We start from the raw sequence: 25,650 nt of genomic DNA on the forward strand, positions 1-25,650 counted from the left end.
TCTGGGAACAACAAAACAACAAAATGAAAAACTGGGCCAGACGGGATTGGGCAGGATCGTCGGCGTCGATGTCGGCGGCACCTTTACCGATCTCTTCTATTTCGATGAAGCTTCGGCGAAATTCCGCACCAACAAGGTCCCCTCCAACCGCGGTGATGAAGCTGTCGGCTTCCTCGATGGTCTGAGGGGTTTCGGCGCCATCGCTGACCTCTCCTCGATCGTGCACGGCACGACCGTCGGCACCAACGCGCTGCTCGAGCGCAAGGGCGCCAGGGTTGGCCTGATCACCACCGAAGGCTTTCGTGACGTACTGGAAATGCGCCGCCGGGACCGGCCCAATACCTGGGGCCTGTGGGGCGATTTCATCCCCGTCGTTGAACGCGACATGCGTCTGGAAGTGGCGGAACGCACGCTTGCCGACGGTACGATCCGTCTGGGCGTCGATGTCGCTGCCGTGCGCGTCGCTGCCGAAAAGCTGAAGGCGATGGGTGCTGAAGCGCTCGCGATCGTCTTCGTCAACGCCTATGCCAATCCCGAAAACGAGGAGCGTGCGGTGGAAGCCGCCCGTGCCGTCTGGGACAACGAGAACCTCGCCTGCTCGACGCAGATCCTGCCCGAAATCCGTGAATTCGAGCGCACGTCGACGACCGTTCTCAATGCCTATCTGCAGCCGGTGGTCGGCTCCTATCTCGGCAAGCTGGAAACGGCACTGGCAAGCGAAGACTTCGCCGGCCGCTTCCATATCGTCCAGTCGAACGGCGGCGTCATGTCGACGGAAACAGCGCGCAGGCTTCCGGCCCGCACAGCGCTGTCCGGTCCGGCGGCAGGCGTGATTGCCGCGGCGGCAATCGCAAAGGCGGCCGGCTTCCCGAACGTCATCACCGGCGATCTCGGCGGTACGTCCTTCGATGTCTCGCTGATTGCCGACGGCAAGGCAGCGCTCGCGGCCCAGACGACGATCGATTTCGGCCTCGTTATCCGCACGCCGATGATCGAGATCACCACGATCGGTGCCGGCGGCGGTTCAATTGCCCATGTGGATGCAGGCGGCCTGCTGCAGGTCGGCCCGGAAAGTGCCGGCTCGCGGCCCGGCCCGGTCTGCTACGGTCAGGGCAATACCCGTCCGACGCTGACGGATGCCAATGTCGTGCTCGGCCGCATCAATGCCGACCGGCCGATCGGCGGCAAGCTTGCCCGTCTCGATGTGGAGGCCGCCAAGGCGGCTATCGAGCAGCATGTGGCAAAGCCACTCGGCCTCGGTGTGATGGAAGCGGCCGAAGCGATCGTGAAGATCGCCGACAGCCGCATGGCCGGCGCGATCCGGCTGATGTCGATCGAGCGCGGTCACGATCCGCAGAAGTTCGCGGCCGTTCCCTTCGGTGGCGGCGGGGCATTGCATGTCTCGGCGCTGATCCGCGAAGTCGGGCTGAAGGCGGCGCTTGTGCCGCGTTATCCGGGTGTGACATCTGCGCTGGGTTGCGTCATCGCCGACATCCGGCACGACCAGGTCCAGACCTTGAACCTCTCGCTCGAGGGCATCGACGTTGCGGCGATCGACGCACGCATGGTCGAGGAGGCGGGCAAGGCGCGCGCCGTCGTCGAGGATGCGCATCTGACGGTCGAGCGGATCGATACGCTGTTCGAGCTCGACATGCACTATGTCGGTCAGACCCATACGGTTCGCGTCACACTGCCGGCAACGATCAGCGGGGGTAACACCGATGTCAGCCAGGCGATGATCCAGCAGGCTTTCGAGGATGCCTATCAGGCAAGTTTCAGCCGGCTTCTGCCAGGCGTTCCGATGCGGATCGTCAACCTTCGCACCAGCGCGATCGGCATTCGTCCGAGTTTCGATCTGAAGGCCTTGGCGGCACCTGTCAACACGACGGTAGAATCTGCAACGACCGGCTCGCGACAGGTCTGGTTCGACGGCGCCTGGCATGAAACGACGATCTACGATCGCCTGCAACTGCCGGAGAGTTCGGAAATCCAGGGCCCGGCGATCCTCGAACAGCCGGATGCCACGACAGTCGTGTCGCCGGAATTCAAGGCGCGCGTCGATCTCTACGGAAATATCATCGTGGAGCGGAAATCATGAGCGGACAGTCGATTCCCATCGAGAAGACCGGCCTGATCATCGTCGATCTGACCAACGATTTTCTGGCCCCCGACGGCGCCTATGGCCGTGCCGGTCAAGGGGCGCCTGAGATCGCGGCATTGTCGGAACGCATCAAGCCACTTGTGGACGTGATGCGCGCAAAAGGCGGCTACATCATCTCGGCGCAGTTCACGCTGGTGCCGGGCAAGGGTGGCGAGCCGATCATCTCGCCGCATCTGAAGGAACTTCGGCCCTTTCTCGGCAAGGGCGATTTCGCACCCGGCACTTGGGGCAACAGCCTGATCGACGACCTCGCGCCAGCCGATCTCATTGTCGAGAAAGTCGCCTATTCGGCGTTCTACATGACCCGGCTCGAATGGGTCCTGCGCAAATGCGGCATCGAGAAGCTGGTGATCGGCGGTATCGTCACCAATGGCGGTGTCGCCTCCACCGTTCGCGACGCCCATGTCCGCGATTTCGAGACGATCACCCTGTCGGATGGTTCGGCAGCCTTTTCGCAGGAAACGCACGAGACCGCGATCGCAGCATTGAAACCGGTCAGCCGGATCGCAACGATCGCGGACATGATCGCCGAGTTCGAGGCCCGATGAGCAAGGTCGAAGTCTCGGACCGGGAATTCGAGGTGACGGTGCCGCTGGTCGTGATCGGCGCCGGTGCCGCCGGCATGATTGCAGCATTGTCGGCCAAGGCAGACGGCGTCGATGTGCTTGTGCTGGAGCGCGATCCGCTGCCGCGCGGCTCGACGGCGCTGTCAGCCGGCCTCATTCCGGCAGCAGGCACGCGCTGGCAGCTCGCGATCGGCGTCGAGGACACGCCGGAAACCTTCGGGGCGGATATCCTGCACAAGGCGGATGACGAGCCGGATGTGGGCCTCGTTCGGCTGGTAACCGAAACGGTCGGCCCAACGCTGGAATGGCTGGCCGAGGACCACGGCCTGGCGTTTTCGCTGGTCGACAACTTCCGTTATCCCGGTCATTCGCACCTTCGAATGCATGGTCTTCCCTCCCGGTCCGGCGAGGAGTTGATCGATCGTCTGCGCGACGCCGCGGAAGAAGCCGGCATCGATATCCTGACGGAAGCTCATGTGGACACGCTCGTCGTTGGCTCCGACGGCAAACCGCGAGGCATGACCCTGTCGCGACCGGATGGGTCCCGCGAAGACATCGGCTGCGAGGCATTGATCCTTGCCTGCAATGGCTATGGCGGCAATCCGGCGCTGGTCGCCCACCACATTCCGGAGATGCGGGATGCTCTTTATTTTGGCCACCCGGGCAACCAGGGCGATGCGATCGTGTGGGGTGAGGCGCTGGGTGCTGCGACGCGGCATCTGAGCGGTCATCAGGGACATGGATCCGTCGCCCATCCTGCCGGCATCCTGATCACTTGGGCGACCGTGATGGAAGGCGGCTTCCAGGTGAATGTCGCAGGCGAACGCTTTTCCAACGAGGCGAAGGGGTATTCGGAGCAGGCGTCCAACGTGCTTGCTCAGCCGGAAGGGATCGCATGGACCGTGTTCGACACGCGGATCGCCGCGATCGCGGCCCAGTTCGAGGATTTCAGAAGCGCCGAGCGTATGCATGCGATCATCGAGGCCGATACGATCGAGGCGCTTGCGGAGCGGATGCAGGTCTCGCCGGAGAAACTGACGGCAAGCTTCCGTGCTTTCGAGAATTGCAAAGCCGAGGGTGGGGCGGACCCGTTCGGCCGTTCTCTGGCAGACGTGCCGCCACTTCGAGCGCCCTTCAAAGCGGTAAGGGTCACCGGCGCACTCTTCCACACCCAGGGCGGGCTTGTTGTTGACGGCGAGGCACGCGTGGTTCGACGCGACGGTTCGACCATCGCAAACCTTTTTGCGGCCGGAGGCGCTGCCTGTGGCGTATCGGGCAGCAAAGTGAGCGGCTACCTGTCCGGGAACGGTCTCCTGACTGCAGTGGCGCTCGGACGCATTTCGGGTCTTCGCGCCGCCGCTTACCTGCGCAACTGCTAGAATCGAAGGACAGCCGGAAACATCTCGTTCGTCACAGTTACCGTACCCAACCCGTCCATCTCTTGTTTCCACGCCAGTTTGCGCTAAGTCAAAAGTCGCAAAAGGAAAAAACATGATCGACGGCTTGAGTACAAAGGCGAGGACAGGCGTTCAGGGACTGGACGATGTATTATCGGGCGGTTTGACTCGCCGCCATGTTTTCCTGCTCGAAGGGACGCCGGGCACGGGCAAAACTACGATCGCCCTGCAATTTCTTTTGGAAGGCGCAACACTCAAGGAGCGCTGTCTTTATATCAGCCTGTCGGAGAGTGAAGAAGAACTGCGGGAAAGCGCGCTTTCGCACGGTATCGAATTCGGGGATTCGATCGAAATCTTCGAGCTCGTCCCCCCGGAAAGCCTGCTTGACGCAGACCAGCAGCAAAGCCTGCTTTACTCCTCAGATCTGGAGCTCGGCGAGACGACCAAGCTGATCTTCGAGGCCTTCGAGCGTCTGAAACCGCAGCGTGTGGTGATCGACAGCTTGTCGGAAATCCGTCTGTTGGCACAGAGTTCTCTCCGCTACCGCCGCCAGATCCTGGCCATGAAGCATTTCTTTTCTCGATCCGACGCCACAGTCCTTTTGCTCGACGACATGACGTCGGACAATCTCGACAAGACCGTCCACAGCGTCGTTCACGGCGTTCTTCATCTCGAGCAGCTGGCTCCCGACTATGGTTCGGAACGCCGCCGCCTGCGGGTGATCAAATATCGCGGCCAGGCGTTCCGCGGCGGCTATCATGATTTCGTCATCAAGACCGGAGGCGTCTCGGTCTTTCCGCGGCTGCGTGCGATCGAGCACAAGACGGCATTCGACCGAGCTATTTTGAAAAGCGGCATTGCCGAATTCGACGATCTTCTTGGCGGTGGTATAGAGCGCGGCTCGAGCACGCTGCTCATCGGACCTGCCGGTACCGGCAAAAGCCTGTTCGCGCTCCAGTTTGTAGCAGCTGCCGTGAAGCGCGGTGAGAAAGCAGCCGTCTTCATATTCGACGAGGAGCTCGGCCTGTTGTTCTCGCGTACGAAAGCAATGGGGATCGACCTCGAGAAGATGCGCGACGACGGCGCTATTCACATCGAGCAGCTGGATGCGGCCGAGCTTTCGCCGGGGGAATTCTCGCAACGCGTGCGGGATCGCGTGGCGACCTTCAAGGCCGGGACAGTCGTGATCGATAGCGTGAACGGCTACCAGGCGTCGATGCCCGAGGAAAACGCGCTGATCCTGCACGTGCATGAACTGCTGCAATACCTCAATCGGCAAGGCGCCAATACGTTTCTGACAGTTGCCCAGCACGGACTCGTCGGAGACATGAAATCCCCGGTCGATGTCACCTACCTCGCCGATACAGTTATCCTGCTGCGCTATTTCGAGGCACTGGGCAGGGTTCGGCGTGCAGTCTCGGTCATCAAGAAGCGAACCGGTCGGCACGAAGAAACCATCCGCGAGTTTCGCATCACCGATGCAGGGCTGACACTGGGCGATCCGCTTTCCGGTTTCCAGGGCGTGTTGCGCGGCGTACCGACGCTTGTCGGCGAAAAGCAGCAACTGCTGGAGCTTTCAAACGAGGACGAAAGCCATTCCTAACAGAGATGCCGTCGGCCTCATTCACGCCCCACACGGTCGCGATGCGCAGATTGCGGCATCCCTCCTGAAGGAAGCCGGTATCGCTTCGAAGGCGGCCCCGGACCTGTCCGGTTTCGTCGACAGCCTTGACGACAACATCGCGCTCGCTGTCATCACCGAGGAAGCTCTACGCTCCGCCGACCTGCGCGCCATCTCCCAGTGGATCGAGAACCAGCCGAGCTGGTCGGATCTACCGTTCGTCATTCTGACAAACCGCGGCGGTGGTCCGGAGCGTAACCCCGCAGCTGCGCGGCTGTCGGAAGTCCTTGGCAATGTCAGCTTCATCGAGCGCCCTTTCCACGCAACGACATTCATCAGCGTTGCCCGTTCTGCCGCACGCGGGCGTCGGCGCCAATATGATGCACGTCTGCGGATGGAAGCTCTCGACGAAGGAGAGCGCCGCCTGCAGACAGCACTCGAAGCCGGTCGCCTCGGCGCTTGGGAACTGGATCTTGCAACCGATGTCCTGAGCACGTCTGCGACCTGCAAGAGCATTTTCGGGCGAGGTCCGGAAGAGGCGTTCACCTATCAGGACCTTATTGCCAGTATCCATCCCGATGACCGACAACGCGTGCAGGATGCTCATACGGCAACAGCCGAGAGCGGCGAGGATTATTCTGTCGAATACCGCACCGTCTGGCGCGACGGCACCGTGCACTGGGCAGAGGTGCGGGCACAGCTCTACCGCGACCACTCGGGCAAGGCGGTCAAGCTGGTCGGCGTATCCGCCGACATTACCGACCGGGTCATCAACGAGAAGCAGCAGCGGCAGATCAACGAACTGCTTGAAGAGCGTGTCGCCGAGCGGACGCGTGAACTTGAACAGGCCCATTCGGTCGTGATGAACGAGGTGTCGCAGCGTGAGCGGGCGGAAGATCAACTGCGCCAGGCGCAGAAGATGGAGGCGATCGGCCAACTGACCGGCGGCGTCGCCCACGATTTCAACAACCTGTTGATGGCAGTGCTCGGCAATCTCGAATTGCTCCGCAAGCTCGTTGCGGGCGATCCGAAAGCCGAACGCCTGATCGATGGCGCCCTTCAGGGTGCAAGACGCGGGGCGTCGTTGACCCAGCGGCTGCTCGCCTTTGCCCGCCGCCAGGATTTGCAGATCGGTCCGGTTGACCTTGGCGCCCTGATCGGTGGCATGCGCGACCTTCTCGAACGCTCGGTCGGGTCGACCATCCTCGTCGAGACCGCGATACCGGATCATCTGCCGAAGGTTTCGGCAGATGCCAACCAGATCGAACTGGCGCTTCTCAACCTCGCCGTCAACTCGCGTGACGCCATGCCCGACGGCGGCACGCTGCGGATCAGCCTCAGCCAGGAAGAGCAGAGGTTCTCAAACGATACGCTTGCAGCCGGACGATACGTCGTGCTCTCGGTCAAGGACGAAGGCCAAGGCATGGACGAGGCGACGCTGCAAAAAGCCATCGAACCGTTTTTCTCAACGAAGGAACTGGGCAAGGGAACGGGCCTCGGATTGTCGATGATCCACGGCCTGGCGTCCCAGTTAAAGGGAGAGTTGAAGTTGTCGAGCAGGATCGGTTCCGGCACTACCGCCGAATTGTGGATTCCGGTCTCTTCCGCTGCCGAGCAGCCGAGGCAGGCCGAGGCACCATCGCCTCCGGCAGAATATCAGGGTGGTCCCAAGCGTATCCTGCTTGTCGACGACGACGTCCTCATCGCCATGAGTTCCGCCGACATGCTGCTGGATCTCGGACACGACGTGGTCGAAGCCCATTCCGGCAAGGAGGCGCTGGAGCATCTGGGTAAGGGACCAAAGTTCGATCTGATGATCACCGACTATTCCATGCCTGGCATGACCGGGGGCGAACTCTCGAAGGCTGCACGAGCCTTGCTGCCCGAATTGCCAATCCTGATCGCCTCCGGCTACGCGGATCTTCCGCCTGGCGTTGATCTTGAGGTTGCGCGGCTCGGAAAGCCGTATACGCAGGCACAGCTGGCGGAACAGATCGGCAAGCTTACGTCGCCGCGCTAGTTGCTCTTGCAACCGGGGGCGACGTCATAAAGCTCAAAGGGTCAGAAACTCGGCACGGCTATTACGCCTGCCCGTCTCCGCCCATCGGCAGTTCGTCCGTGATCACTTCGAACCTTGCCAGGATCGCCGGGCCGAAGGCCGTGGACAACGCGACATCGGTCGCATCGCGACCGGTCGCCATCAGGATCCGGCCGATACGAGGTTTGTTGTGACGGGCATCGACAGTGTGCCAGCGTCCGCCGAGATAGACTTCGAACCATGCACTGAAGTCCATCGGATTGTGATCCTTGGGAACACCGATGTCACCGAGATAACCCGTGCAGTAGCGTGCGGGAATGTTCATGCACCGGCAAAGGGTGATCGCCAGATGCGCGTAGTCCCGGCACACGCCCGTCCGGTCGTTGAAGCCGCCGAACGCGGTCCGCAGCGAATCGGCGTTCTGATAGTTGAACGCAATGCGGTTGTGCGCGAAATCAAGAATGGCTTTGACGCGCGGCCAGCCCAGATCAGTCGAGGAAAACGTGTTCCAGGCGAAGTCTGACAGACGGTCCGTGTCGCAATAACGGCTGCCCAGCAGGAACACCAGAACGTCGTCGGGTAGATCCTGGATGAGGTGCTGCTGCGCATCTTCCGGGATCGGGTCCGGGAGCCCGGTGTCATAGATCTCGAACTCGGTCGAGATCGTCGTCAGGCCGGGCGGTGCAACGATGCGGCTGCAGGCGTTCCCGAAGACATCCTGATAACCCCAGGCTTCGATCGGTCTGTCGAAAGTCAGCACCTGTTCGGTCAATAGATCTACGCGACGGGAGGGGTGGATATTCAACGCCAGAAGCATGGCAGTCGGCTGTTGGCATTCATAGCCCAGATGAAAACCGGCGCGTATCCTCATGAAGCGATGTCTCCTAAATACCGTTGACGAGATGGCAGCAATGCGGCAATGCCCGGGCGTTGATACGGTTCCGTTTAGCCATGAAGTTTGGCCTGGAACTCGTCGGTCGTGACGTTGACCTGCACTGACATGCTTTTGAAATCTTCCGCCTCACCGTCATAGCTGCCACGAAGCGGGATAGCCTGTTTCGGGTCGCGGGCGACGCCGACGCGAATGAGGTCGCGGTTACCGACAATGCCGTTGGTCGGATCAAATTCCACCCATCCGGCTCCCGGCAGGTAGACCTGGCACCAGGCGTGGGTAGACCCACCTCCAAGCGTCGTCGATCCGTCGCGATCGGGAACGTAGATATAGCCGGTGACGAAACGTGCAGCGAGGCCGAGGGCCCGTGCGGCTTCCATCATCAAAAGCGCAAAGTCGCGGCAGGTCCCGCGACGCAGCTGCAGCGTCTCGAGCGGAGCCTGGGTGCCGTGTTCGTGGCGACGGGCATAGACGAAGCTTTCACGGATCGCGTAGCAGAGCGTCATCAGCAATCGGCCGGTCTCGGTCGGCTGGCCGGGTTTGACGAACTGCCTCGCCCATTTGCCAACCTCGTCGTTGGCATCTGGGTAATGGCGACGGATGGTGCATTCCAGATCGAACGCTTCCACCGGATCATAGGTGAAGGGATAGGTGAGGGCTTCCTCGTCGATCTGAAAATCCATCGCGAGCTGCGGCGTATGATCGAGCCTGATGGTCGTTTCGAACTGGAGTTTCTGAGACGCACCCTCAAAACCGACCAGCGCCACGCAGTTGCCAAACACGTCGTGGATCCAGCGGACATAGGCAGGCTTTGGAAAGACCTCGAGGCGCGACACGAGCAGCGTCTGGTCGAAACTGTCCCTCGGTCGGAACAGCAGCCTGTGTTCGCCGAACTCGACCGGCTTATGATACTGGTAGGACGTAAGGTGACGAACCGAAAAGATCGTCATGCGATCACCGACCCGAGTTCGACTGACATTGGGTCAGATCGGAAAAATACATCATGTCGGGACGATGAGCGATGGCGCTCAGCAGAAGTCTGTTCATTTGAAGTTCTCGAGATCTAGCATGATGGATTGTGCGTTTTTCGCCTTGTAGGCAGCCTGGGCCGCCTTCAGGATCTTCGGTCGTAGCGCATCGAAAGAGGCAAGATAATCATCGCTGACGGCAGTTCTTTCAACAAGGTTGCTGCTGAGAACTTCAGCAGCAACGAAGAACCGAACCTCGAACATGCCGTCATGACCCAGAAAGCGGACGCGTCTTTTCGATTCATCGTAACTGCGCGCGGGATTTGGGAAAGAAAGTGTCATGCCAGCCTCTGTCGTCAGCGTGGCTCCGAATGTCGGACTACCACGTTTGCATGTCGGGTATCTTGCTGCCATCCGCTTAGTCGATGATAACAAGCCCAGTGACGTTTCGCAGGTAACCGGCTTTTTGGTCCCGCAGTCCGTATTGAGGCAGCGCCGCCAATTTTCCAAACGCCGGATCGATGGCATCCTATGCCGACGAACCATATGACTAGGTCACGTTGAGCCCCCGAAGTCCAACGCGAAATGGCGAGCCTGCTGCGACAGACCGCATTTTAAGCCTGAATTGGCGAGGGATGCTTGGGGTGGGCAAGCCGGTCTCAGCTCGAGGCCGGAGCAAAGCGTGCAGTGATCGCATGGCTGTCGGAAGGGTAGCTGAACCGCACCGACGTCACCGGGCCGGAAACGTCCCAGGTCTTGCGTTCTACCACGAGGCAGGCAGACTGCGGCGTGATTTCCAGCCGCCTTGCCAGCTCTTCGTCCGCAAGCTGGGCCGAGATCCGATGTTCCGCAGCGGTCCATGGTATCTGCGCGATCAGCCACTTGCCCGGTGAAACCGTCGAGAAATCCATGTCCTTTGCCTGCGGCACGGTCTTCAGATTGATCAGTCGTTCCTCGAGACAGAACGGCTTCCCGTCGGCGAAATGCAGGCAGATGACGTAGATGGATTTTTCCTTGCCGGAGACGCTCAGTCGCAGCCGGTCCGTTGCCACAGTCTTCCGCTCCCGGCATTCCTCCATCCGGAAATGGTAGTCCTTGTTCAGGGCGCGGACTTCATCTTCGATGTCGTAGATCTCAAGAATGGCAGCCTGGTTGCGCGGCTGGGCGACAAAGGAGCCCGATTTCTTGCGCCGCTCGATCAGTCCGGCATTGGCAAGCTGGGTCAGAACCTTGTTGGCGGTCATCCGCGAGACGTTATAGTGCTTGGCGAGCTCCACCTCGAAAGGGATCCTGTAGCCCGGGGGCCATTCGCCGCTGACGATATTGTTCTCGATGTCGCCCAGGATCTTCTGGTGCAGTGTGCCCACCGCACGCATCGCCTTGATGTCTTTTTCTCCGGTCAAGGCGAAGTCCTTCGGCTTTCTGCATCAAACGGCTTCTCCACCATATCCGGTCAGCCGGCGTCAAGCAGAGCGGCCATCACGGCCTGGAACCTCGGCAGGATCGTCTCTCGGCTCACATGCCGACCGCCCGTCACCAGCTTCCTGCCCGCCGCCCAGACGCAATCCACCTTGATCGTATCAGCGAAGATCCACTGGTCGAGAACCTGATCTGCCGAAAGGTAGGGGGCGGCCTCAAGGTCGAGCGAAACGAAATCCGCCGATGCACCTGATACGATGTCGTCCTGCGACTGCAATGCGCGGGCGCCGCCCTTGAGTGCCGCCTGGAACAGGCGCGCGCCCGTCGATTGCTGCGGTTGTGCCACGACGTTTCTCGAGCGTAGTCCAAGACGCTGCGAATATTCGAGCTGCCGAAGTTCATGCGCGACCGAAATCGAGATGTTCGAGTCCGAGCCGACGCCGAAATGGCCGCCGTCCTCGAGAAACGCCGGTGCCGGAAATATGCCGTCGCCGAGATTGGCTTCCGTGATGGGGCAGAGACCGGCGATGGCTCCTCGGCGTGCCATGTCGCGCGTTTCCGCCTCGGTCATATGGGTAGCGTGGATCAGGCACCAGCGCTCATCGACCGGCATGTTGGCGAGCAGCCATTCGACGGGACGTGCGCCCGACCACGCGATACAGTCCTCGACCTCTTTCGTTTGCTCGGCGATATGGATGTGGATCGGGCCTCCACCTGCCATCGGCAGAACGTCCCGCAGTTCTTCCGGCGTCGCGGCCCGCAGACTGTGCGGCGCGATGCCGAGTTGGCCGCCGGGAAGCGCAGACGTGATCTTCCGGCATTCCTCCATCAGCGTGGAAAAGCTTTCGACCGAGTTGATGAAGCGTCGCTGGCCCTCCGTCGGTGCCATTCCCCCGAAACCGGAGCGGGCGTAGAAGACTGGCAGCAGGGTGAGGCCGATCCCGGTCGCAGCACTTGCCGCACCGATCCGCGCCGCGTGCTCCGCGATATTGGCGTAGTGGCGCCCGTCACGGTCGTGATGCAGGTAATGAAACTCGCCGACGCGGGTAAAGCCCGCCTCCAGCATTTCCATATAGAGCTGCGCTGCGACCGCCTCGATATCGTCAGGTGTCATCGACAGGGAGAATTTGTACATCTGCGTGCGCCAGCTCCAGAAGCTGTCGCTTGTCGATCCGCGAACCTCCGTCAGTCCTGCCATGGCGCGCTGGAAAGCGTGGCTGTGGAGATTGGCCATGCCGGGCACGATCAGCCGGTGCCGCTCGTCGGTGGCCGCAGGCATGGCGCTACGCTCGATCGACTGCACGGTGCCATGCTCGATCTTCAGGCGAGTGTTGCTCGCCCATTCCCCGCCGATCAGTGCGCTTTCTGCAAAAATGGTGTTCACTGCCAACTCCACTCGTCGGTCCCGTCTGCGTCCAGCAGGCGCCTGCAAATTCTTCTTGCCATGGGTTTTTATGTATATACATTAAAACAAAAAGAGGAAGGCTTCGTGGTCGAGAATAGTGATAATTCACCGGTGGTGCCAACCAGAACGGTATGGCGCAACGCCCGCCTGCTCACGCTTGCCGACGAGGCACAAGGTCTTGCTCTCATTGAGGACGGAGCGCTCGCAGTGGAGGGTGACAGGATCATCTTCGCCGGTCCCCAGTCCGCTCTGCCGTCAACCTTTCTGGAAGCCGATGAGATCATCGACGTGGAGGGCAGGGTAATCACGCCCGGCCTGATCGACTGCCATACGCATCTGATCTTCGGCGGCGATCGCGCGATGGAATTCGAAATGCGGCTCGAAGGGGCCACCTATGAAGAGGTCGCGCGCGCAGGCGGCGGCATCGTCTCCTCCGTCAAGGCGACCAACGCTCTTTCCGTCGACGGGCTTGTGAAGGCGGCCCTGCCAAGGGTCGATGCGCTTCTCGCGGAAGGTGTTTCGACGCTCGAGATCAAATCCGGTTACGGCCTGTCGATCGAGGGCGAACTGAACATGCTGCGCGCCGCCCGGGCGCTCGAAAAAATCCGCCCGGTGCGGGTCGTCACCTCCTTCCTCGGCGCCCACGCAACGCCCGTCGAGTACCGCGGACGCAACGGCGACTACATTACCGACGTGGTGCTGCCCGCTATGGACCTTGCCCATGCGGAAGGCCTGGTGGATGCAGTCGACGGGTTCTGCGAAGGTATCGCGTTTTCGGTTGCGGAGATGCGCCGCGTCTTCGATCACGCGACGTCGCTCGGCCTGCCCGTGAAGCTGCACGCCGAACAGCTTTCCAATCTCGGCGGTGCCGCCATGGCGGCATCCTACGGTGCCTTGTCCGCCGATCATCTCGAATATCTCGATACCGAAGGTGCTGCCGCGATGGCTGCGTCCGGCACGGTTGCGGTTCTTCTGCCGGGCGCCTTTTATGCGATCAACGAAACGCAGAAGCCGCCGGTCCAGCTGCTGCGCGATGCCGGCGTCCGGATCGCGATTGCGACCGATTGCAATCCCGGCACGTCGCCGCTCACCTCGCTGCTGCTGACGATGAACATGTCGGCGACACTCTTCCGGCTGACCGTCGAAGAATGCATCGCAGGCGCGACGCGCGAGGCGGCGAGGGCGCTCGGTCTTCTCTCCGAAACCGGCACGCTGGAGGCCGGAAAATCGGCGGACTTCGCCATCTGGAACATCCAGCGACCCGCCGAGCTGGTTTACCGCATCGGCTTCAACCCGCTCCATTCGAACGTCTTCAGAGGTCAACAGCTATGACGATCACGCTTCACCCCGGCAGCGTTACTCTGGCCGAGCTTTCCGATCTCTACTGGAACAATGGTTCGGCGGTTCTCGATCGCTCCTTCGATGCAGGCATCGAAAAGGCAGCGAGACGGATCGCGGAAATCGCCGCCGGAAACGCGCCGGTCTACGGCATCAACACCGGCTTCGGCAAACTTGCCTCGATCAAGATCGACAGTGCCGATCTCGCCACTCTGCAGCGCAATCTCATCCTGTCGCATTGCTGCGGCATCGGCGCGCCGCTGCCGGAAAATGTGGTACGTCTCATCATGGCGCTGAAGCTCATCTCGCTCGGCCGTGGCGCGTCCGGTGTCCGGATCGAGTTGATCCGCCTGATCGAAGGCATGCTGGAAAAGGGCGTCATTCCGGTCATTCCGGAAAAAGGCTCGGTCGGCGCATCCGGCGATCTGGCACCGCTTGCCCATATGGCGGCCACCATGATGGGCGAAGGCGAAGCCTTCCTCCACGGAGAACGCCTACCGTCTGCCGATGCACTCGCCAAGGTGGGTCTGACCCCTGTCATTCTTGCCGCCAAGGAAGGGCTGGCACTGATCAACGGCACCCAGACGTCCAACGCACTGGCCCTCGCCGGTCTGTTTCGCACGCATCGCGCAGCCCAGACGGCACTTGTTACAGGCGCCCTGTCGACAGACGCCGCGATGGGCTCGTCCGCTCCGTTTCACCCTGACATCCACACCCTTCGCGGCCACAAGGGCCAGATTGACGCCGGCGCCGCACTTCGCAACCTTCTCGAAGGCTCCGAAATTCGTGCGAGCCATATCGAAGGCGACGAGCGCGTTCAGGATCCCTATTGCATCCGTTGCCAGCCTCAGGTCGACGGCGCCTGCCTCGATCTGTTGCGGTCCGTCGCAAGGACTCTGGAAATCGAGGCGAATGCCGTCACCGACAATCCGCTGGTTCTGTCTGACAATTCCGTCGTCTCCGGCGGCAACTTTCATGCCGAGCCGGTCGCCTTTGCCGCGGATCAGACCGCGCTCGCGATCTGCGAGATCGGTGCGATCGCCCAGCGTCGCATCGCGCTTCTGGTCGATCCAGCTCTGTCCTATGGACTGCCGGCATTTCTCTCGAAGAAGCCCGGTCTTAACTCGGGGCTGATGATCGCCGAAGTCACGTCGGCGGCGTTGATGAGCGAGAACAAGCAGATGTCGCATCCCGCCTCGGTCGATTCGACGCCGACCTCCGCCAATCAGGAGGACCATGTGTCGATGGCCTGCCACGGCGCCCGCCGCCTGCTCGGCATGACCGAAAACCTGTTCGGCATTCTCGGGATCGAAGCGCTGACGGCCGTCCAGGGCGTGGAACTGCGCGGGCCGCTCAAGACCAGTCCCGAGCTCGAAAAAGCCGTTGCCGTGCTGCGGGCTTCCGTCCCTGCGCTCCACGATGACCGTTACCTAGCGCCGGATCTCAAGGCCGCAAGCGAACTGGTCGCGTCCGGTGCCTTCGCCCACGCCATCTCGCCGGGCATCCTGCCGGTGCTTGAAGTTTGATCATCAGAGGAAATTGGGGAGCCACGTCATGACCAATCCACGCCACAACATTCGCGATGTCCGCTCGCCCAAGGGCAGCGAGCTCAATGCCAAGAGCTGGATGACCGAAGCTCCGCTTCGGATGCTGATGAACAACCTCGATCCCGATGTGGCGGAAAACCCGCATGAACTCGTGGTCTATGGCGGCATCGGCCGGGCCGCCCGCACTTGGGACGACTTCGACAAGATCGTCGCGACCTTGAAGACGCTGACGGAGGAAGAGACGCTTCTCGTCCAGTCCGGCAAGCCGGTCGGCGTGTTCCGCACCCACAAGGATGCGCCGCGCGTTCTGATCGCCAACTCGAACCTCGTGCCGCATTGGGCAACCTGGGATCACTTCAACGAACTCGATAAGAAGGGCCTGGCTATGTACGGCCAGATGACCGCCGGTTCGTGGATCTACATCGGCACGCAGGGCATCGTTCAGGGCACCTACGAGACCTTCGTGGAAGCGGGCCGCCAGCACTACGGCGGCAGCCTGAAGGGTAAGTGGATACTGACCGGCGGCCTCGGCGGCATGGGCGGCGCACAGCCGCTCGCAGCCGTCATGGCCGGCGCCTGCTGCCTCGCGGTTGAATGCGACGAGACCCGCATCGATTTTCGTCTGCGCACCCGTTATGTCGATGCCAAGGCGAAGACGCTGGACGAAGCACTGGCGCTGATCGACCAGTGGACCAAGGCCGGCGAAGCGAAATCGGTCGGCCTGCTCGGCAATGCTGCCGAAATCTTCCCCGAACTGGTCTCCCGCATGAAGGCCGGCGGCGCTCGCCCGGATATCGTCACCGATCAGACCTCCGCCCATGACCCGCGCAACGGCTACCTGCCGGTCGGCTGGACCGTCGAGGAAGCCAAAGCCAAGCGCGAAAGCGATCCGAAATCGGTGGAGGTCGCGGCCCGTGCATCGATGAAGGCGCATGTGGAAGCGATGGTGGCGTTCTGGGATGCGGGCGTGCCGACGCTCGATTATGGCAACAACATCCGCCAGGTCGCCAAGGACGAAGGGCTGGAAAATGCCTTCGCGTTTCCGGGCTTCGTTCCGGCCTATATCCGTCCGCTGTTTTGCCGCGGCATCGGCCCGTTCCGCTGGGCGGCGCTGTCGGGCGATCCTGAGGACATCTACAAGACGGATGCGAAGGTAAAGGAACTGCTGCCCGACAACACCCACCTGCACAACTGGCTGGACATGGCGCGCGAACGCATCGCCTTCCAGGGACTTCCGGCACGGATTTGCTGGGTGGGTCTGGGTGATCGCCACAAGCTCGGTCTCGCCTTCAACGAGATGGTGAGGAGCGGTGAATTGTCCGCGCCTGTTGTCATCGGCCGCGACCATCTCGATTCCGGCTCCGTCGCCTCGCCGAACCGCGAGACGGAAGCGATGAAGGATGGCTCGGACGCCGTGTCCGACTGGCCGCTCCTCAACGCGCTCCTCAACACCGCATCCGGCGCCACCTGGGTGTCGCTGCACCATGGCGGCGGTGTCGGCATGGGATATTCGCAGCATTCCGGCATGGTCATCTGCGCCGACGGAACGGATGATGCAGCCCGGCGGATCGAACGTGTCCTGTGGAACGACCCGGCAACCGGCGTCATGCGCCACGCCGATGCGGGATACGAGATCGCGATCGACTGCGCCGAAGAGAAGGGCCTTCGCCTGCCCGGCATACTCGGGAACTGACGCGCATGCGCATCCTGCGTGCATCGGACCATAAGCGAATGCCTTGGAAGAACGGCAAGGGCGAGACGGTGGAGATCGCCGTCTTTCCCGCGGCCGCCACGGTCGACGATTTCGACTGGCGTATCAGCATGGCGACGGTGGCCGAGGACGGCCCGTTCTCTGTGTTCGCGGACATAGACCGGACCCTCAGCGTTTTGACGAGCGACGGGATCGAGCTTTCGGTCGAGGGCGAGCCCGATCGTGTCCTGCGCCCCGACACGCCGCCCCACGCGTTTCCGGCCGATGCAGTGACCAGCGCAAGGCTACTCTCTGGCCCGATCACCGATCTCAATGTCATGACCCGGCGCGGAAAGTTTATCCACGGCGTGACGATGCTCCCCGCCAGTGAACGCGTCATTACGTCGAACGGTTCGGACGTGACCCTGGTTCTGCCGACGTCGGATTTGGTGCTGAAAGACGGCACATTGCTTGGCGCGTATGATGCGATCCTGCTGCATCCGGGCGATTCGGAGATCGAACTTAGTCAGGCGCCATCAAGCCGGACTTTTCTTGTCCGCATCGCCTCACGGCAAAAAGCCTCGGTTTCGTTACAGGTTTGACGCATTTGTGAAGATGCCGTGAGGCTGGCCGCAGCGATCGCGCTAAAGAACCGGAAACGCGATATTTCGTCTCTTTCGGGTGATCACATCTGCCCGGTTCCAGACCGGGTTTGGCGGAGGCGACGGCGCAGAAGGTGAAAGTTTTAACTTTCCGGTAACCGCCTCCTCCCCCTATGGGATCACTTACGGATGCATTCGTACCCGTATTTCCCTTGCCATTCCCAACAGGAGACGAGATGTCCTTCAAACCTTTCGCCCTTGCGCCTCTCTTTGCAGCCGTGATTGCCCTGCCGGCATTTGCCCAGCCGAGCCCGACGATGCTGAGGCAGTTCGGCGACTGGAACGTCTATTCCTATCAGGCGGGAGCTTCGAAAAGCTGCTACGTCCTGACCATTCCGAAACAGGCGACGCCCGCAAGCGTCAACCACGGCGATAACTTCTTCCTCGTGGCGCCCAAGCCTTCGGGCAGCGGATATTATCCGCAGGCCATCATGGGATATGATCTTCAAAACAGCTCACAGATAACGGTCACGATCGATGGCAAATCTTTTGCCATGACGCCGCGGGGCAACTCCGGCTGGACGCAGCAGGAAAGCAATGATTCCGCGATGATCGACGCCATGCGTACGGGAAGCAATATGACGCTTCAGGCGGTCTCGGGGAGAGGCACCCGCACATCCTACACGTTCTCGCTCAGCGGCGTGACCGCAGCCCTGAACCAGGCCGGTCAGTGCAACTGACGTCGATCTCTTAAGATCTCTGATGGGTGGAGTTCGAAACCGGCATTCGCCCATCGCCGATCTTGACGAGCTCGTCCGGTCAACGTCGGCGGATATAGGCGAATAGCCGCTCGGCCGCGTCTTCGATCTGCTTCGGGTCGCGCAGAAAACATGCTCTCATGAAGGGGGCGCCGCCGGGGCCGAATGCGGTGCCCGGCGCCATGCCGACGCCGGTTTCGTCGACAATCCTGAAGGCTTCGGCGCGGCTGTCTGTTACGCCGTCGATCTTCAGGAACGCGTAGAGCGCGCCTTCGGGCTTTCGCGTTTCGACACGGTTGGTGGCGACCAGCGCGTCACACAGAATGTCGCGCGAGGTTCGGGCACGCTCGACATTGGAGCGAATGAACTCGTCGCCAAGGTCGAGTGCCGCAATCGCGCCCTTCTGCATGAATTGCGCAACGCCTGACGTGGAATACTGTATGAGATTGGTGAGCGTCTGGCCGATCTCCGCCGGCGCCACCACCCAGCCGATACGCCAGCCGGTCATGCACCAGTTCTTCGAGAACGAGTTGGCAAAGATGATGCGGTCTTCCGCGTCCATGACATCCATGAACGACGGCGCCCGCGTGCCTTCGAAATAGTAGAGCCCGTAGATCTCGTCGGCGATGATCCAGAGACCATGGCGGCGCGCAAGGCTAAGGATTGCCTCGAGATCATCCTTCGTTGCCGTCCAGCCCGTCGGGTTGGATGGGGTATTGATGAACAGCGCCCGGGTTTTCGGCGTGATCGCAGCTTCGAGACGGCCCGCATCGAGCACCCACCGGCCATCGATGAAATCGAGGACGACAGGCACGGCCTTTGCCTCGGAAACACTTGCGGCATGGGCAGCGTTCGGCCAAGCCGGTGACAAATAGATCACCTCGTCGCCAGCCGATGCGACCGTCTGGATCGCCAGCACGATCGACTGCATGCCCGATCCGGTGACATAGATGTTGTCGACCGAGAGATCGGCCGTGTAGTGGCGCTGGTAGTAGCGCAGGATTGCCTGGCGAAGCTCCGGGATCCCTTGCGTCCAGGTATAGAATGTCTCGCCTGCGAGAAGCGCGTCGCTGGCCGCGCGGGTGATGAACTCGGGCGTCGCAAGGTCGCCTTCGCCGATCCACAGCGGCATGAGGTTGTCACGACCGCGTGCATAGGTGACGATTTCGCCAATACCGCTACGCGGAGCGGCCGCAGCGCGGGCGCTGATGTCGGGTCGGATGATCGTCATGCGAATCTCGGCTGAGTATGGCGGGGAACTATGCCTAGGCCAAGTTCCGACGTACGGTCAACCGGTTGCAGGCCGCATCGGACACGGAACCTTCGGTCCGAAAGCGTTGATTTGGCGTTGGTTTCGACGGCTCTTCGGGCGTGCCCGGTTTCGCCACCGGGGCGAAGGTCAGCGCCTCGATCAGGAAATACGCAGATTGGACAAGTTCGTCTTCGCCCATGTCATCCTCGAACTGCGGTTCGTCTTCGGAAAACTGCTCTTCAGGAAGGATTTTCATAAGGATGCGGTGCATTGCTGATTCAAGAACCGCTGCTTTACGCCGATTGGTCGAAAAAGGCCATGCGCGGATTGGCGCATGGCGTTAATTCGGTATCAGCTGCGGCGCATCGCCTCGATAAATAGCTTGGCCTTGGCCGCCACCGACGCAACATCGTCACCCGGCTTGTAAAGCGATCCGCCGATGCCGAAGCCGTTCGTGCCGGCGTCGATAAAGGATTTCATGTTGTCAGGCGTAATCCCGCCAACGGCCAGAACCGGCATATCCTTGGGCAGAACCGCCCGCCAGGCCTTGATGACCATGGGCGGGATCGCTTCCGCCGGAAAGGCCTTGATGCCGGTCGCACCGGCGCCGATCGCCGCAAAGGCTTCAGACGGCGTCGCAACGCCCGGCAGGCTGATCATGCCGCGCGAAACGCTCGCTTCGATGACCGAGAGGTTCGCGTTCGGCGAGATGATGACAGTTGCACCCGTCGAGGCAACGTCTGCGACCTGAGCGGTCGTCAGCACCGTTCCCGCACCAATCAGCGCCCGGTCACCGAACCGCTTCTGCAGTTTTTCAATGCTCTTCAGCGGTTCCGGCGAATTGAGCGGAACTTCGATGATCCGCCAGCCGGCTTCGATCAGCGCCTCGCCGATCGGCTCGGCCTCGTCAGGCGTGATGCCGCGCAGGATGGCAACCAGATTGCAGGCTTGCAGCGCGTCTTGGAACGTCATCGATCTATCCTTCATTCGTCAGTTGCAATTGTCCGGCGATCAACTGGACGCCGCGCTTGGCGGCATCGGTTGGGCCTGGCTCTATATCTAGATCAAACAGCGGCGCGACTCGGCTGTAGCGGCTGTTCAGCACGTTGTTGCCGACGATGCCGATGGCTTCACCGGGTTTCAGCCAGCCTGCCGCGCGGGCCTGACGGAACTCCGAACCGATGACGAGACCGGAAACGTAGTCGCCGATATCTTCGGGCGTGAGAACGCCGGCCAGTACACCCGTGCGGGCGCTGAAGACGGCAGAGAGAAATGCGTCGGCAGCACGCGCGTCGCTTGCGGCAAACCCGGCACCCCGGTCGAATGCCTCCCAGCGCGGCTCGGCGCCGGGCATCGGCTCGGATGCCTTGGCGATGAAGGATTGCTTGGTCAGCAGTGCGAAGATTTCACCCGTCGCATAGGTCTGGAAACCGGCGATGCGGCCGTTCTCGACGCGTGCCCATTTGCTGTGGGTGCCGGGGAGAACCAGGGTCCGGTTCTTGTCCAGCCCGAAGCCGACGATCTGCGTTTCCTCGCCGCGCATCACGTCCGGAAACGGTTTCGCCGCGGGATCGCGCATGCCGGGCAGGAAGGTGACAACGGCGCCGTTGCCAAGCGTGATCTGCCGCGTGCCGGCCGCAAGTTCGCCGAGACCCGCGGGCGCATCGACGTAAGGGACCTCGATCCAGCCATTGCGGCTGGTAATCATGCCGCTCGCAAGGACCGGAATGGGGCCGTGTGCGGCAAACCATGCCCCGACCGTGTCCATCAGGGCGGCCTCGAAGGCTCCATCCTTGACGAACTGGATGCCGCCGCTTGTCGTATCCCGCGTATCGAGCGTTTCGCCCGTCTCAGATACGAGTGCTGCGCGCAGCGAACTCGTGCCCCAATCTAGAATGATCGACTTAGGCTCTGGCATCTCGCGGTTTCCTCCCCGAACATTTTGGCCTTCGATAGCGTGGGCAGGCCCGCCTTGTCGAGAGCAAGCGCTACGAAAAGTCATACTTTTGAGGAGGGGCTTGAGGTTTGTAAATCGAGGCTCAGCTTTCCGGATCGAGGATGCAGCACTGTTCGGCAACAGGCACCAGAACAGCGTTCGTACCAGGGTCGAAAGGTTCGGACAGTGCTCCATTCGCCGTGATCTCTCCGGCGACGGTCACACACTTGTATTGGTAGGCGCGGCCGAGATAGGTGCGGGTGCCAAGGGTCGCGGGAATGCCTTCGCCGGACTGACGGGCGACAAGGCCGTCGGCACGGGTGGCCAGAACGAAATCGTCCTTGATCGCACCGAAGACATCCTGCGAGAACGACAGTCGCGCACCGCCGGCAGCCTCGGCTGTGACGGTCGCGCCGTCGCGGGTGACCACCTTCATCGGAATGAGGTTCTCGAACCCGACAAAACTGGCGACGAAGGCGTTGGCCGGTTTGCGGTAGAGGACTTCCGGCGTGTCGAGCTGCATGATGCGGCCTGCATTCATGATCGCCACGCGGTCGGAGATCGAGAAGGCTTCTTCCTGATCGTGGGTGACATAAAGCGATGTCGTACCGTTCGCCTTCTGCAACTGGCGGATTTCGACGCGCATGTCCACGCGCAACTTGGCATCGAGGTTCGAAAGCGGCTCATCGAACATCAGGAGCGGTGGTTCGATGACGAGCGCGCGGGCCAGTGCGACGCGTTGCTTCTGGCCGCCTGACAGTGCCGACGGCAGCCGGTCGGCCAGGTGCGAAAGGCCGACGCGGTCGAGCATGCTTCCTGCGCGCTTGGCCCGATCGGGTTTGGCAATGCCGCGCTGCTTCAGACCGAAGGCGACGTTTTCCATCACGGTCAGGTGAGGAAAGAGCGCGTAGTTCTGGAACACAAGCCCGATATCGCGGGCATGTGCCGGAAGCGTGGTGAGATCGCGATCTCCAAGCCGCACGCGGCCGCTGGTCGCCTCAAGAAAGCCTGCGACGATCCGCAGCGTCGTCGTCTTGCCGCAGCCGGATGAGCCAAGCAGCGACACGAGCTCGCCGGCCGCGACCGAGATCGACAGGTCCTTGAGGACCTGTGTCGATCCGTAATGGGCGGAAAGTTTTTCGATGGTGAGCGATACGGTCAAAAGGGTTCTACTCGTCTTACTTGGTCAGGAAGGTGAGGCCGAGCGTGGCTTCGACGATGGCCATCACGCCAACCGTCACCAGCATCAAAAGCACGGAGACGGAGGCGATGGTGGGGTCGAAAAACTGCTCCATATGGGCCAGAATTTGGATCGGCAGCGTGGAAATGCCGGGACCGGTCAGAAACACCGAGATGGACACGTCGTTGATCGAGGTGATGAACGCGAGGATGAAGGCGGCGATGACGCCGGCGCGAATGTTCGGCAGCACGACCGTCATGAAGGTCTTGAGCGGCGGGCAACCAAGGCTGATCGCAGCTTCTTCCACGGAGAAGTCGAAGGCCGCAAGGCTCGCACCGACGACGCGCACGGAATAGGGAAGAACAAGAAGCGCGTGGCCGAGGATCAGGCTCGGATAGACCGGCAGGCCGAAGCCGATGGTAATCGACTTCAGAAGCGAGAAGCCGAACACGATTTCGGGGACCAGGATCGGCAGGATGAACAGCGTGGAAAGCCATTTCGGCAGTTCGACGCGGTACCGGTTCAGCGCATAGGCGGCAGGAATACCCATAAGCAGCGACAGCGCCGTTCCGAGGATCGCCACCTGGAAGCTGGTGATCGCGGTGTTCCGGAAGGCGGAGATCTCGAAAATATTGGCAAACCACCGCAGTGTCAGGCCCTGCGGCGGAAACGTCAGGTAGGATGTGTCGGAAAGCGACGCGCCGACGATGATGACGAGCGGCGCGAGCAGGAAAAGGAAGACGAGGGCGGCGAACGCGCCGAGGAGGGGATGGATGCGTGTGGTCATCTTGTCATACCGCCATCGGATTGAGGCGCCGCGCCATGCGGCTCATGATCGTCACCACGGCGATGGTGATGACCACCATGATCGCTGCGATGGTGGACGCACCCACCCAGTCGAAGGTGACCATGGCGCGCTGATAGAGCAGCGTTCCCATCATCATCATCTGCTCGCCGCCCAGCAGCTGCGGCGTCGCGTAGGAGGTGAAGCTGCCGGTAAAGACGAGGACCGCGCCGACGATGAGGCCCGGCACGGCAAGCGGCAGGATGACCTGGAAGAATGTGGCAATCGGCGTGGCACCCAGAGAGGTTGAGGCTTCGACGACTTCGCGCGGAATGCCCTCAAGCACACCGGTCAGGGTAAGGATCATCAGCGGCACGAACAGATAGACCATCGCAACGATCACCGAACCCTCGGTGTAGAGCATGGACAGCGGCTCGGAGATGATGCCGAGCGACATGAGCGTGTCGTTGACGATACCGTTCTTGCCGAGGATGATCAGCCAGGCAAATGAGCGAACCACGACGCCGGTCAGAAGCGGGAAAACCGCAGCGATGATGGCGACAGACTTCAGCCGCCCCGGCATGCGGGCGATCACGTAAGCCGTCAGAAAGCCGATGACCAGCGAGATCGCGGTGGTGATCAGCGCGATACGCAGCGTGCGGTAGAGGATATTGGTGCGGAAGCCGCTGTTGAAGAAGGCGGTGTAGGTCGAAAAGGCGCCTTTCGGCTCACCGAACGTGGTGGCGATGGTCAAGAGAACCGGAATAACGAGAGCGACGACGACAGCAATCGTCGCCGGCATCGTCAGCCCCCATTTGGCAAAACGCTTCATGTCTGTTCTTTCAAATTCCGGGCTGCCCTGCGACTTTCCGGCACCGGCGTTTCGGCAGCGGATGTGCTCCGCAATCCCTGCCCGGATCAGGAAAAGTCCTCTCCTTGGATCGAGGAGAGGACTCGTCGTCTGTGACTGGGATTACTGGCCGAAAACCTCGTTCCACTGGTCGATCCAGTCGGTCTTGGCGTCGTTCAGCTTGGCGTAATCGATGCGGCCGAGCTTCGAGACCTGGTCTGCGCCATAGGTCCACATCTTTGCCTGTTCCGGCGAAAGCTCGACCTTGCTGTTGATCGGCGCATCGACGCCCTGTTCGGCTTCCTTCTGCTGAACTTCCTTCGACAGAACGAAGTTGATGAACTGGTGCGCCAGCTCGACATTTTCGGAGCCCTTGGGAATGTTGACCATGTTGAGGGTGGCGATATCGCCTTCCTTCAGTGTCGCCCAGGTCATCGTCTTGACGGCTGCCTGCATCGAAGCAAGCGTGAAATCCTGCGCCAGGGCAACGCGCACCTCGCCGGTCGAGATCAGGTTCACCAGTTCGGAGCCGGTATTGTAGTTCTTGACCACATTCGGCTTCAGCGCGGTGATGGCCTCGAAGGCTTTTTCGGAATCCTCGTAGGCATCGACGCCCGCATGCTTGCCGGCCTGCAACACGACCATCGGGCCGGCCGTTGTAGTGATGCCCGGCAGCGAGACCGAGCTCTTCATGTCGGCGCGCCACAGATCGGCCCAGGATGTAATCGCCGGATCCACCTTGGCGCTGTCATAGACGAGACCGACGCGGCCGATCGTGTAGGCCGGACCATACTTGCCCTGCGGGTTGCGGCCGAGTTCGTAGATTTCCGAAAGGTTCGGGATCTTGGATGCGTCGACTTCCTGAAACAGGCCCTGTGCGACGCCGAGCTGGGAGAAGCTATCCGAGAGGTAGATCACGTCCACGCCCTTGCCGTCGCGCAGCTTCAGCTTGTTCAAGCGGTCGGCATTGTTGCCGGTTTCAAACACAATGTCGCAGCCGCAGATCTTCTTGAACGGCTCGATGATGTTGGCTTTCATCTTGTCGCCGTTATAGCCCCACCAGGAAATGGTGAAGGTCTTCGTCTGGGCACTGGCCGAGGCGACGCCGGAAAACGTGGCAAGAATTGCAAGCGCTGCAAACTTGGTGAGGCGATGAGCCTTCATGAGGTGATCCTTTGTCGAACAATCGGTGTTGAATTGGCTGCTCGGACAGCGCCGAGCGTAGAACGACAGTATTTTTTCATCG

At 61.3% G+C, this 25,650-nt stretch carries 23 protein-coding genes; 10 read left to right on the forward strand and 13 right to left on the reverse strand.

All coding sequences use genetic code 11. The features are described 5' to 3' along the window. The first annotated feature begins 1 nt into the window (after position 1). The 5 genes from BLW69_RS19860 (at position 2) to BLW69_RS19880 (ending at position 7,765) form a co-directional block, all read left to right on the forward strand. Positions 2-2,098 (forward strand): hydantoinase/oxoprolinase family protein, encoded by a 2,097-nt coding sequence (locus tag BLW69_RS19860; RefSeq protein ID WP_244508909.1) that lies wholly within the window; start codon positions 2-4, stop codon positions 2,096-2,098. Then, complete coding sequence (locus tag BLW69_RS19865) at positions 2,095-2,709, forward strand: cysteine hydrolase family protein (protein ID WP_092664437.1); 615 nt, start codon at positions 2,095-2,097, stop codon at positions 2,707-2,709. Before BLW69_RS19860 ends, BLW69_RS19865 begins: the two co-directional genes overlap by 4 nt. Continuing rightward, a complete protein-coding gene (locus BLW69_RS19870) occupies positions 2,706-4,106 on the forward strand; it encodes an FAD-dependent oxidoreductase (RefSeq protein ID WP_092664439.1) in 1,401 nt (466 codons plus the stop codon). Before BLW69_RS19865 ends, BLW69_RS19870 begins: the two co-directional genes overlap by 4 nt. Before the next feature lie 112 nt (positions 4,107-4,218). Beyond that, positions 4,219-5,727 carry an ATPase domain-containing protein gene (locus tag BLW69_RS19875; protein ID WP_092664441.1) on the forward strand — a complete coding sequence of 503 codons (1,509 nt, stop codon included), beginning with the start codon at positions 4,219-4,221 and terminating at the stop codon, positions 5,725-5,727. Beyond that, a complete protein-coding gene (locus tag BLW69_RS19880; RefSeq protein ID WP_092664645.1) occupies positions 5,720-7,765 on the forward strand; it encodes a hybrid sensor histidine kinase/response regulator in 2,046 nt (681 codons plus the stop codon). The genes BLW69_RS19875 and BLW69_RS19880 overlap by 8 nt, the downstream gene beginning before the upstream one ends. A 61-nt stretch (positions 7,766-7,826) precedes the next feature. Here the strand turns inward: BLW69_RS19880 and BLW69_RS19885 are convergent, their stop codons facing one another. From BLW69_RS19885 to BLW69_RS19905, 5 genes are all read right to left on the reverse strand, one after another. Next, the gene (locus BLW69_RS19885; protein WP_092664443.1) at positions 7,827-8,654 is read right to left on the reverse strand and encodes a transglutaminase-like domain-containing protein; all 828 of its coding nucleotides are present in this window, start codon (positions 8,652-8,654) and stop codon (positions 7,827-7,829) included. 74 nt (positions 8,655-8,728) lie between these two features. After that, positions 8,729-9,625 (reverse strand): transglutaminase family protein, encoded by an 897-nt coding sequence (locus BLW69_RS19890; protein ID WP_062458480.1) that lies wholly within the window; start codon positions 9,623-9,625, stop codon positions 8,729-8,731. A 93-nt stretch (positions 9,626-9,718) separates the two neighbouring features. Beyond that, positions 9,719-9,985 (reverse strand): DUF1488 family protein, encoded by a 267-nt coding sequence (locus BLW69_RS19895; protein WP_062458477.1) that lies wholly within the window; start codon positions 9,983-9,985, stop codon positions 9,719-9,721. Between the two features lie 317 nt (positions 9,986-10,302). After that, on the reverse strand, positions 10,303-11,019 hold the full coding sequence (gene hutC / locus BLW69_RS19900) for a histidine utilization repressor (protein WP_092664648.1): 717 nt from the start codon (positions 11,017-11,019) through the stop codon (positions 10,303-10,305). Positions 11,020-11,096: 77 nt separating this feature from the next. Then, positions 11,097-12,446, reverse strand: a complete 1,350-nt coding sequence (locus tag BLW69_RS19905) for a formimidoylglutamate deiminase (RefSeq protein ID WP_092664651.1) — start codon at positions 12,444-12,446, stop codon at positions 11,097-11,099. A gap of 60 nt (positions 12,447-12,506) precedes the next feature. Here BLW69_RS19905 and hutI point away from each other — a divergent pair, with 60 nt between their 5' ends. The 5 genes from hutI to BLW69_RS19930 all read left to right on the forward strand — a co-directional run bounded on the left by hutI (position 12,507) and on the right by BLW69_RS19930 (position 18,384). Next, positions 12,507-13,799, forward strand: coding sequence for an imidazolonepropionase (hutI, locus tag BLW69_RS19910; RefSeq protein ID WP_092664445.1), 1,293 nt, complete (start codon positions 12,507-12,509; stop codon positions 13,797-13,799). Next, the gene (gene hutH / locus BLW69_RS19915) at positions 13,796-15,331 is read left to right on the forward strand and encodes a histidine ammonia-lyase (RefSeq protein WP_092664447.1); all 1,536 of its coding nucleotides are present in this window, start codon (positions 13,796-13,798) and stop codon (positions 15,329-15,331) included. Before hutI ends, hutH begins: the two co-directional genes overlap by 4 nt. A 28-nt stretch (positions 15,332-15,359) precedes the next feature. After that, complete coding sequence (hutU, locus tag BLW69_RS19920; protein ID WP_092664449.1) at positions 15,360-17,045, forward strand: urocanate hydratase; 1,686 nt, start codon at positions 15,360-15,362, stop codon at positions 17,043-17,045. A gap of 5 nt (positions 17,046-17,050) precedes the next feature. Beyond that, positions 17,051-17,644: a HutD/Ves family protein gene (locus BLW69_RS19925; RefSeq protein ID WP_092664451.1), complete on the forward strand. Its 594-nt coding sequence runs from the start codon at positions 17,051-17,053 to the stop codon at positions 17,642-17,644. Between the two features lie 236 nt (positions 17,645-17,880). Next, a complete protein-coding gene (locus BLW69_RS19930; RefSeq protein ID WP_062576716.1) occupies positions 17,881-18,384 on the forward strand; it encodes an invasion associated locus B family protein in 504 nt (167 codons plus the stop codon). A gap of 79 nt (positions 18,385-18,463) precedes the next feature. Here BLW69_RS19930 and BLW69_RS19935 read toward each other — a convergent pair whose 3' ends face one another. The 8 genes from BLW69_RS19935 to BLW69_RS19970 all read right to left on the reverse strand — a co-directional run bounded on the left by BLW69_RS19935 (position 18,464) and on the right by BLW69_RS19970 (position 25,568). Further along, a complete protein-coding gene (locus BLW69_RS19935; protein ID WP_092664453.1) occupies positions 18,464-19,633 on the reverse strand; it encodes a pyridoxal phosphate-dependent aminotransferase in 1,170 nt (389 codons plus the stop codon). 34 nt (positions 19,634-19,667) lie between these two features. Continuing rightward, positions 19,668-19,925, reverse strand: coding sequence for a hypothetical protein (locus tag BLW69_RS19940; protein WP_092664455.1), 258 nt, complete (start codon positions 19,923-19,925; stop codon positions 19,668-19,670). Positions 19,926-20,005: 80 nt separating this feature from the next. Further along, positions 20,006-20,626: a 2-dehydro-3-deoxy-6-phosphogalactonate aldolase gene (locus tag BLW69_RS19945; protein WP_092664457.1), complete on the reverse strand. Its 621-nt coding sequence runs from the start codon at positions 20,624-20,626 to the stop codon at positions 20,006-20,008. A gap of 4 nt (positions 20,627-20,630) precedes the next feature. Beyond that, positions 20,631-21,572: a 2-dehydro-3-deoxygalactonokinase gene (locus tag BLW69_RS19950; RefSeq protein ID WP_092664459.1), complete on the reverse strand. Its 942-nt coding sequence runs from the start codon at positions 21,570-21,572 to the stop codon at positions 20,631-20,633. Positions 21,573-21,693: 121 nt separating this feature from the next. Next, positions 21,694-22,752 carry an ABC transporter ATP-binding protein gene (locus tag BLW69_RS19955; protein WP_092664461.1) on the reverse strand — a complete coding sequence of 353 codons (1,059 nt, stop codon included), beginning with the start codon at positions 22,750-22,752 and terminating at the stop codon, positions 21,694-21,696. Positions 22,753-22,768: 16 nt separating this feature from the next. Beyond that, positions 22,769-23,557, reverse strand: coding sequence for an ABC transporter permease (locus BLW69_RS19960; protein WP_092664463.1), 789 nt, complete (start codon positions 23,555-23,557; stop codon positions 22,769-22,771). Between the two features lie 4 nt (positions 23,558-23,561). Further along, positions 23,562-24,386, reverse strand: coding sequence for an ABC transporter permease (locus tag BLW69_RS19965; RefSeq protein ID WP_092664465.1), 825 nt, complete (start codon positions 24,384-24,386; stop codon positions 23,562-23,564). A gap of 141 nt (positions 24,387-24,527) precedes the next feature. Then, complete coding sequence (locus BLW69_RS19970) at positions 24,528-25,568, reverse strand: ABC transporter substrate-binding protein (protein ID WP_092664467.1); 1,041 nt, start codon at positions 25,566-25,568, stop codon at positions 24,528-24,530. Between the last annotated feature and the right edge of the window lie 82 nt (positions 25,569-25,650).

This window comes from Rhizobium sp. NFR12 (assembly GCF_900108545.1).
In the GTDB taxonomy this organism is placed as follows: domain Bacteria; phylum Pseudomonadota; class Alphaproteobacteria; order Rhizobiales; family Rhizobiaceae; genus Neorhizobium; species Neorhizobium soli.